General features: G+C 67.7%; 7 protein-coding genes. All 7 read left to right on the forward strand.

What is annotated here, in order from left to right; translation table 11 throughout:
• Position 1: 1 nt before the first annotated feature.
• On the forward strand, positions 2-1,504 hold the full coding sequence (gene tssC / locus AWB80_RS38780) for a type VI secretion system contractile sheath large subunit (protein ID WP_061179914.1): 1,503 nt from the start codon (positions 2-4) through the stop codon (positions 1,502-1,504).
• Positions 1,505-1,544: 40 nt separating this feature from the next.
• Positions 1,545-2,093, forward strand: a complete 549-nt coding sequence (gene tssE / locus AWB80_RS38785; RefSeq protein ID WP_061179915.1) for a type VI secretion system baseplate subunit TssE — start codon at positions 1,545-1,547, stop codon at positions 2,091-2,093.
• Entirely contained in the window at positions 2,090-3,979 is a 1,890-nt protein-coding gene (gene tssF, locus AWB80_RS38790; RefSeq protein WP_061179916.1) for a type VI secretion system baseplate subunit TssF, read from the forward strand. The genes tssE and tssF overlap by 4 nt, the downstream gene beginning before the upstream one ends.
• Positions 3,964-5,010 (forward strand): type VI secretion system baseplate subunit TssG, encoded by a 1,047-nt coding sequence (gene tssG / locus AWB80_RS38795; protein ID WP_061179917.1) that lies wholly within the window; start codon positions 3,964-3,966, stop codon positions 5,008-5,010. Before tssF ends, tssG begins: the two co-directional genes overlap by 16 nt.
• On the forward strand, positions 5,003-7,594 hold the full coding sequence (tssH, locus tag AWB80_RS38800; RefSeq protein WP_061179918.1) for a type VI secretion system ATPase TssH: 2,592 nt from the start codon (positions 5,003-5,005) through the stop codon (positions 7,592-7,594). Before tssG ends, tssH begins: the two co-directional genes overlap by 8 nt.
• A 10-nt stretch (positions 7,595-7,604) precedes the next feature.
• Positions 7,605-7,994, forward strand: coding sequence for a DUF4280 domain-containing protein (locus tag AWB80_RS38805; protein ID WP_061179919.1), 390 nt, complete (start codon positions 7,605-7,607; stop codon positions 7,992-7,994).
• Positions 7,995-8,009: 15 nt separating this feature from the next.
• On the forward strand, positions 8,010-9,936 hold a 1,927-nt coding region (locus AWB80_RS38810), incomplete at its 3' end, for a type VI secretion system Vgr family protein (RefSeq protein WP_061179920.1).

Raw genomic sequence — 9,936 nt, forward strand, 5'->3', positions numbered from 1 at the left:
GATGAACGAACTCAGCATCCAGCAACAGGGCAGCGCCGCCGTATTGGACGCGGCGCCCGGACTCGACGATTTCTCCACGCTCTTGCAAAAGGAATTCAAGCCCAAGTCCGAGCGTGCCCGCGACGCCGTGGCGAACGCGGTACGCACGCTTGCCGAGCAGGCATTGCGCGACACCGGCGTGATTTCCGGCGATGTCCTCGCGACCATCGAGGCGCTGATCGCGCAGATCGATCAGACGCTCACCGGGCAGATCAACCTGATCCTGCACAGCGAGCCGTTCCAGAAGGTCGAGAGCGCATGGCGCGGCCTGCATTACCTCGTGAACAACACGGAGACCGACGAGTCGCTCAAGATCCGCGTGCTCAACATCTCCAAGGCGGATCTGCACAAGACGCTGAAGAAATATCGCGGCGTCGCATGGGATCAGAGCCCGCTCTTCAAGAAGCTCTACGAGGAAGAGTACGGCCAGTTCGGCGGTGAGCCGTACGGCGCGCTGGTCGCGGATTACTACTTCGATCACAGCGGCCCGGATGTGGACCTGCTCACGCAGATCGCGAAGATCGCGGCGGCGGCGCACGCGCCATTCATCGCGGGCGCGGACCCGGCGGCGCTTCTGATGGAGTCGTGGCAGGAGCTCGCCAATCCGCGCGATCTGACCAAGATCTTCCAGACGCCCGAGCACGCCGCGTGGCGCTCGCTGCGCGATTCCGAGGACTCGCGCTATATCGGCCTCGCGATGCCGCGCTTTCTCGCGCGCGCGCCCTACGGCGCGAAGTCCGACCCGGTCGAGGCGTTCGACTTCGAGGAAGACACCACGGGCGCGAACAGCAGCAAGTACGCGTGGGCGAACGCATCGTATGCGATGGCGGCGAACATCACGCGCTCGTTCAAGACCTCCGGCTGGTGCTCGCGGATTCGCGGCGTCGAGTCGGGCGGGGCGGTCGAGGGTCTGCCGGTGCATGCGTTTCCGACCGACGACGGCGGCGTCGACATGAAGTGCCCGACCGAGATCGCGATCAGCGACCGGCGCGAGGCCGAGCTCGCCCGGAACGGCTTCATGCCGCTCGTGCACAAGAAGAACTCGGACTTCGCGGCATTCATCGGCGCGCAGTCGCTGCACAAGCCCGCCGAATACGAAGACCCCGACGCCACCGCCAACGCGAATCTCGCCGCGCGTCTGCCTTATCTGTTCGCGTGCTGCCGCTTCGCGCACTACCTGAAGTGCATCGTGCGCGACAAGCTCGGCTCGTTCAAGGAACGCGACGACATGGAGCGCTGGCTGCAGAACTGGATTCTCCAGTACGTCGATGGCGACCCCACGCATTCCGCCGAAGACACCAAGGCGCGCAAGCCGCTCGCCGACGCGCAGGTCATCGTGGAGGAAGTGGCGGGCAATCCGGGCTACTACACGTCGAAATTCTTCCTGCGCCCGCACTACCAGCTCGAAGGTCTCACGGTGTCGCTGCGGCTCGTGTCGAAACTGCCGACGGCCAAGGCCGCCTGAGTCGCGCACGTCCGCCCATTGCCCGCAAAAGGAGCCGCCCATGTCCGAACCTTCCGCCCGCGACCGACTGCAGCCGTCGTTGCTGGACCGCCTGACCGATTTCGAACCGCACGCGCGTCACGAATCCCGCGAGCGTCGCGTGATCTCGGCGCGTGCGCTGCGCGACAGCGTGCAGCGCGATATCGGCTGGCTTCTCAACGCGAGCGGTCTCGGCGAGAGATCGAACGCGCAAGGCGCGGCGACGCTGCCGCACGTTGCGACGTCGGTGCTCAACTACGGCCTGCCGGATCTCGCGGGCCGCGACGTCGCCGCGCTCGCCGCAGGCGCGCTGGAGCGCATCATCCGCGACGCGCTGTGGGCTTTCGAGCCGCGGCTCGCGCGGGAATCGGTGCAGGTGACGGCGATCGACGAGGCGAAGGGCGCGGGCGTCGCCAAAAGCGCGAGAGGCGGCCACGTGATCCGCTTCGAGATCGAGGCGGACATGTGGTCGCAGCCATATCCCGAGCGGTTGTTCCTGCGCACGGAACTGGATCTCGAAGCGGGCGAAGTGCGCGTCTGCGATGCGTCGGCCGGGGAGCAGCAAACATGAATCCCGCGTTCCTCAGGTACTACAGCCAGGAGCTTCAGCACGTCCGCGAGATGGGAGGAGAATTCGCCGCTGCGTTTCCGAAGATCGCCGGGCGGCTCGCGCTCGATGGCGTCGAATGCGCGGACCCGTATGTCGAGCGGCTGCTGGAGGGCTTCAGCTTTCTCGCCGCGCGCGTGCAGATGAAGCTCGACGCCGAGTTCCCGCGCTTCACGCAGCATCTGCTGGAACAGGCGTATCCGCACTATCTCGCGCCGACGCCGTCGATGACGGTCGTGCAGTTGCAGGCCGATCACGCGAACCCGCAACTCGCGGCGAGCGCCGATGGCATCGTGGTGCCGCGTCATACGGCGCTGCGCGGCATGCTCGACAAGTCCGCATCGACGCGCTGCGAATATCGCACCGCGCATGCGCTCACGCTGTGGCCCATCGAGATCGCGCAGGCGAAGTTCTTCACGCATGCGGGATCGCTGAACGCGGCGGCGCTGCCCGCGGGCGTCAAGGCGGGACTGCGCCTGCGTGTGCGCGCGACCGGCTCGCTCGGCTTCGAGCGCCTCTCGCTCGACCGTCTCGCGCTGTATCTGCGCGGCCCGGATGGCCTGCCGGCCAGGCTGCACGAGCGGCTGCTCGCGCATTGCGTCGGCGTCGCGGTGATGCAGCCGGGCACTGGCGCGAGCGCCGCGACCACGCTCGCCGTGCTGCCCGGCACGGCGCTGCGGCCGCTCGGCTTCGCCGAAGACGAGGCGCTTCTGCCGGTCGGCCGGCAATCGTTCGACGGCTATCGCCTGCTGCAGGAATATTTCGCCTTCGCGCCGCGCTTCATGTTCGTCGAACTGGCCGGCTTGCGCGATGCGCTGCGTCTTTGCCACGGGCGGGAAGCGGAGATCGTGATCCTGCTCGATCAGGCCGATGCGTCGCTCGAACGCGGCGTCGATGCCTCGAATTTCGCGCTCGACTGCACGCCCGCCATCAACCTGTTTCGCCGCCGCACCGACCGCGTCGCGCTGTCGGACACGGAGTTCGAATATCACGTCGTGGTCGACCGCACGCGTCCGATGGACTACGAAATCCATCAGATCGACGAAGTCACCGGCTACGGCGCGGGCGCCGATGCGCAGAAGCAGTATCGGCCGTTCCACTGCGCGAACGATCTCGACTTGCCGGGCGAGGGCGGCGCGTTCTATCAACTGCGGCGCGAGGCGCGGCGCGCGTCGGTGCGGCAGCAGCAGAACGGCGCGCGCAGCAGCTACCTCGGCAGCGAAGCCTTCATCGCGCTGGTCGATGCGGCGAGCGCGCCCGAAAGCGGCGAAGCGCGCCAGCTCGGCATCAGCGCGTGGTGCACGAACCGCGATCTGCCGCTCTCGATGCCGGTCGGCGCGGGCTCGACCGACTTCACGCTCGACGCCGAAGCGCCCGTCACCGCCGTGCGCTGCGTCGCGGGTCCGAGCCGGCCGCTGCCTTCGTTCGCGCAAGGGCCGGCGGCGTGGCGGCTGCTCGATCATCTTTCGCTTAACTACGCATCGCTCGTCGATACGAACGAGCAGGAAGGCGCCCGCGCGCTGCGCGAACTGCTCACGCTCTACTGCCCCGCCGATGACGCCGCCGCGCATCGTCAGGTCGAAGGGCTGCGTTCGGTGTCGTGCGCGCCGGTCGTGCGCCGTTTGCCTTCGCCGGGTCCGATCGTCTACGGACGCGGCCTCGCGATCACGCTGCACTTCGACGACGCCGCGTTCGAAGGCGCGAGCGCGTTCCTGCTCGGCGCGGTGCTCGCGCAGTTCTTCGCGCAGTACGTGTCGATCAATTCGTTCACCGAGACCCACGTCGCGACGCTCGCGCGTGGTCCGGTCATGCAGTGGCCAGCGAGGACCGGACGATGCGCGACGCTCTGACCATCGACGGCATGCTCGCCCGCGACGCCCGCCGCTTCGACTTCTTTCAGGCCCTGCGGCTGATCGAGCAGGCGCATGGGGAGCGTCCGCGCCTCGGCCGGTCGTTGTCCGCGCGCGACGACGCGGTGCGGCTCTCGCAAGACCCGGAGCTGATCTTTCATCCGACGACGCTCGGCGACTACGCGCCGGGCGAGGACGGCAAGCCCGGCCGGCTCGCGGTGAATTTTCTCGGCCTGCTCGGACCGAACGGACCGCTGCCGACTCACCTGACCGCCTACGTGCGCGAGCGCGCGCGCAACGCGAACGATCCGACGCTCGCGCGCTTTCTCGACGTGTTCCATCACCGCATGCTGTCGCTGTTCTATCGCGCGTGGGCGGATGGGCAGCCGGTCGTGAGCGCCGACCGTCCGCGCGACGATCGCTTCGCGGGCTACGTCGGCAGCCTGTTCGGCCTCGGCGCGCCCGCACTCGCCGATCGCGACGCCGTGCCCGATTCCGCCAAGCGTCACTTCGCGGGCGTGCTCGCCGCGCCGACGCGCCATGCCGACGGGCTGCGGCTGATTCTCGCGCGCTTTTTCGGCGTGAACGTGTCGATCGAGCCGTGGCGCGGCCACTGGATCGCGCTGCCGGAGAACGCGCGCACACGTCTTTGCGGCGCGCGGCTCGGCGTATCGACGGTCGTCGGCACGCGGGTCTGGGATTGCCAGCACAAGTTTCGCATCGTGATCGGACCGCTCGGCTACGTCGACTTCATGCGCTTTCTGCCGGGCGGCGCGAGCCTCACGAAGCTCGCCGACTGGGTCCGCAACTACGTGCGCGATCCGCTCGACTGGGACGTGGCGCTGCATCTGAAGCGCGAGGAAGTGCCGCCGCTGCGGCTGCAAGGGCATTCGACGAAAGGCGCGCGCCTCGGCTGGAACACCTGGCTCACGAGCGGCGCGCCGGTTCATGACAACCATCGGGTCGTGATCGCCGGGCAGGCGCAAGCGAACCGGAAGCAAGCCAGAAGCAAGGAGACTTCTCATGACTGAAATCAGCCGCATGGCGTTGTTCGGCAAGCTCGATCCGCTTGCCTATCGTGCGATCGAAAACGGCGCTGCGTTCTGCAAGCTGCGCGGCAATCCGTATGTCGAACTGGCGCACTGCGTGCATCAGATTCTGCTCGCGGCGGATTCGGATCTGCGTCGTCTCGTGCGGCATTTCGAGCTGGACGAGGCCGGGCTCGAACGCGATCTGACCGCCGCGCTCGATCGCCTGCCGCGCGGCGCGACCTCCGTTTCCGATATCTCCGCGCAAGTCGATGAAGCCGTCGAGCGCGGCTGGGTCTTCGGCTCGCTGATGTTCAATGCCCCGAAGGTCCGCACCGGGCATCTCGTGATCGGCATGCTGCGCACGCCGAACCTGCGCAACGCGCTCTACGCGCTGTCCCGCCAGTTCGAGAAGATCAGCTTCGATGCGCTGTCCGAACGCTTCGACGCGCTGCTCGACGGCTCGCCGGAAGCGCAGGCTGCGCCCGCCACGGAACCGGCCGCGCCGCTCGCGCAGAACGACGCGCTCGCCCGCTACACCGTCGATCTGACCGCCGAAGCGCGCAAGGGCAAGCTCGATCCGATCGTCGGGCGCGATACGGAGATTCGCCAGGTCATCGACATTCTCATGCGGCGGCGGCAGAACAACCCGATCCTGACGGGCGAGGCGGGTGTCGGCAAGACGGCGGTGGTGGAAGGCTTCGCGCAGCGCGTCGTCGCGGGGGACGTGCCGCCCGCGTTGCACGACGCCGTCGTGCGCACGCTCGATGTCGGTCTGCTGCAGGCGGGCGCGAGCGTGAAGGGCGAATTCGAGAGCCGGCTGAAGCAGGTGATCGAAGCGGTGCAGGCGTCGGACCGGCCGGTGATTCTTTTCATCGACGAGGCACACACGCTCGTGGGCGCGGGCGGCGCGGCCGGCACTGGCGACGCCGCCAACCTGCTCAAGCCCGCGCTCGCACGCGGCACGCTGCGCACGATCGCGGCGACGACCTGGGTCGAATACAAGAAGCACATCGAGAAGGACCCGGCGCTCACGCGGCGCTTTCAGGTGGTCAAGGTGCCGGAGCCGACCGAAGCGGGCGCGATCGCGATGATGCGCGGCCTCGTGCGCAAGATGGAGCGCCATCACGGCGTGCAGGTGCTCGACGAGGCGCTGGAGGCGGCGGTGAAGCTCTCGCATCGCTTCATTCCCGCGCGCCAGTTGCCCGACAAGGCCGTGAGCCTGCTCGACACCGCTTGCGCGCGCGTCGCGGTGAGCCAGCAGGCGCTGCCGCCCGCCATCGACGATGCGAGGCGCCGCATCGAGACGTGGACGACGGAAAGCGAGATCGTGGCGCGCGAAGCGGCGCTTGGCATCGACACGCGGGAACGCGCCGTCGATGTCGCCGCCCGGCTCGACGCCGAACGTGCGCGCCTCGCCGATCTCACCGCGCGCTGGGAAGCGGAGCGCGCGCTCGTCGGACGCATTCTCGCGGCGCGGCGGGCGATCGAGGCGGGCGGCGAGTCCGTCACGCTCCCGGACCTGAAAGCGCTGACCGATGAACTCGCCCGGCGTCAGGGCGAAGCGCCGCTGATCCTGCCGGGCGTCGACGCGCACGCGGTCGCATCGGTGGTGCAGGACTGGACCGGCATCCCGGTCGGCCGCATGGTGCGCGACGAAGCCGCCAGCGTGCTCGATCTGGCCGCGACGCTGAACCGCCGCATCGTCGGACAGGGTCACGCGATGGACATGATCGCGCGCCGCGTGCAGACCGCGCGCGCCGGCCTCGACGATCCCTGCAAGCCGGTCGGCGTGTTCATGCTGGCGGGCACCTCGGGCGTCGGCAAGACCGAAACCGCGCTCGCGCTCGCCGAGGCGCTGTACGGCGGCGAGGACAACGTCGTCACCGTGAACATGAGCGAGTACCAGGAAGCGCATACCGTTTCGCTGTTGAAGGGCGCGCCGCCGGGATACGTCGGTTATGGCGAAGGCGGCGTGCTCACCGAGGCGGTGCGGCGCCGTCCCTATAGCGTCGTGCTGCTCGACGAGTTCGAGAAGGCGCATCCGGACGTGCACAAGCTCTTTTTCCAGGTCTTCGACAAGGGCCGCATGGAAGACGGCGAAGGACGCGAGATCGATTTCAGCAACACGCTGATCCTGCTCACGACCAATGTCGGCACCGAACTCATCACGCATCTGTGCGGCGGGCGTGAAGCGCCATCGCCGGAAGACATCGCGCGCTCGCTGCGCGAGCCGCTGCTCGAAGCATTTCCGCCGGCGCTGCTCGGGCGCGTCGCCGTGATCCCGTATTACCCGCTCGACCAGGCGATGCTCGATGCGGTGATCCGTCTCCAGCTCGCGCGCATCGGGCGGCGCATCGGCGAGCGGCAGCGCGTCCACTTCGCCTGGGACGACGCGGTGGTTGGGCAGATCGCGCGGCGTTGCACGGAACTCGCGAGCGGCGGCCGGATGATCGACGCGATTCTCACCAACACCGTGCTGCCGCGCGTGAGCACGGAATTCCTGAGCCGTCTCGTCGATGGCCGCAGCGTAGCGAAAGTCGAAGTCGGCGTATGCGACGGCGAGTTCACCTATTCGTTCGATTGAGGAGCCGGTCATGCCACAACAAGTCGTCATGGGCGCGACGCTGCAATGCTCGTTCGGCGTGACGCCGTCCGCGCTCGTCGTGCTGCCCGTCAACCGCGTGCGCTGCGAAGGGTCGATTGCCGCGAACATCATGGATCACGAGCCGCTCGTGAACATCATGCCGTTCGGCATGTGCACCTCGCAGGCGAATCCGCAAGTCGCCGCGGCCACCGCCGCCGCGCTCGGCGCGCCGACGCCGATGCCCTGCGTGCCCGCGACCCTCGCGCCCTGGGTGCCAGGCGCGCTCACGGTGCTGCTCGGCAACCAGCCGTCGCTCGACAACGTCTCCAGGTGCCTCTGCAACTGGGGCGGCGTGGTGACGATCGCCGATCCGGCGACGTGCGAAACGCAGATTCCCTGAACGACGAGGCCGCCGATGATGCTCACCGACAACGATCGCACCGCGCAGGTGACCTGCGCGTTCGGCAAGAACGCGCTCGTGCTGTATCGCATGCGCGGACGCGAGGCGTTGGGACGCCTCGCGCAATGGGATCTCGAACTGCTCGCGGACCGGTCGAATCTCGACATCGCGAAGATGCTCGGCAGCGACTTTTCGCTGTCGCTGGCGATTCCGTCGGGCGGCACGCGCGAGTACAACGGCATCGTCACGGCGTTCGAGCTGGCGCGGCCCGCGAGCACGCAGCCCAACCGCCCGGCGCTCTATCGCGCGACGGTGCGCCCGCGCCTGTGGCTGCTCACGCGCGCGTCGCACTGCCGCTTCTTTCACCAGATGACCGTGCCCGCGATCATCGGCCGCGTGCTCGCCGACTATCACATCGACTTCGAGAACAAGTGCTCGGCGACCTATCCGGGCCTCGAACATTGCGCGCAGTACCGCGAGACGGATTTCGATTTCGTGAGCCGGCTCGCCGAGCGCGAAGGCATTTACTACTACTTCGAGCATCGGGGCGGCAAACATCGGCTGATTCTCACGGATTCGTCACAGGCGCATGGCGCGACGCCGCATTGCGATGCACTGCCATTTCGCGCGCAGAGCAGCGCGCCGCACGAGCACGAGTGGGTCTACGCATGGTCCACGGGCGGCGAAGTGGCGACAGGCATCGTCGAGCTCAACGATTACGACTTCGAGAAGCCGTCGCAATCGGTGCAGCAAGGTCTCGTCGCGCGGGCGCATCGCGTGAAGCGCTTCGACGAGCCCGTCTACGCGATGCAGGAGCACGCGCCGGGCTACACGCGCCACGAAGACGCCGAGCGTCTCGCACGCACGCGCGTCGAGGCGCATCAGGCGGCCAATGTCTTCGTGAGCGCGCGCACGACCGCGCGCGCCATCTGGCCTGGCGGAACCGTGCATTTGAGCGATCATCCGCTCGCGCAGCACAACGGCGAGTACCTCGTCGTTTCGGCCGAATATGAAATCAATTCGGATGACTATATTACAATTTTCGATGCGCGCGCCCGGCCGCCCGTGTTCGATTGCGCCTTCACGGCGTTGCCGCGCGACGCCGGATTCCGGGCCGCGCGCAGCACGCCGCGCGCGTGCGTGGCGGGGCCGCAGACGGCGGTGGTCGTCGGGCCGAAAGGCGAAGAGATCCATACCGACAAATACGGCCGCATCAAGGTGCAGTTTCATTGGGAGCAGCTCGGACCGGAAGCGTCGCGCGAGTCGCTGCAGCGCTGCTGGGTGCGCGTCGCGCAGCCCTGGGCCGGCAAGGGCTACGGGGCGTTCTTCCTGCCGCGCATCGGACAGGAAGTGCTGGTGCATTTCATCGAAGGCGATCCGGATCAGCCGCTCGTGATCGGCAGCGTCTACAACGCCGCGCTGACGACGCCTTACGAACTGCCTGCGAAGATGGCCCGCACCACGCTCAAGAGCAATTCGACGAAAGGCGGCAACGGCTTCAACGAAATGCGCTTCGACGATACGAAGAATGCCGAGCAGTTGTTCTTTCACGCCGAGCGCGATCTGGAAACCTGGGTCAAGCACGACGCGCTCACGCGCATCGGCCGCGAGCGGCATGTAATCGTCGAGCAGGACGACTACGCGCGCTGCGGCGGAAATCGCAGCGACGCGGTGCGAGGCGACCAGCGCACGGGCATCGGCGGCAAGTTTTCCCTCGATATCGGCGGCGATACACATCACAAGAGCGGGGCGAATATTTCGGTGGGGGCGGGTGTTAACGTCGATGTGAAGGGCGGAGCGAACGTCACCATCGAGGCCGGCGTGACGCTCACGCTCAAGGCGGGCGGCAACACCATCGTGCTCGGGCCGTCCGGCATCGCGATCAGCGCGGCCGGGCCGGTGTCGATCGACGGCGTGGTCGTGCAGATCAACTGCGGCGGGG

It is taken from the genome of Caballeronia pedi (genome assembly GCF_001544915.2).
Taxonomy (GTDB): Bacteria; Pseudomonadota; Gammaproteobacteria; order Burkholderiales; family Burkholderiaceae; genus Caballeronia; species Caballeronia pedi.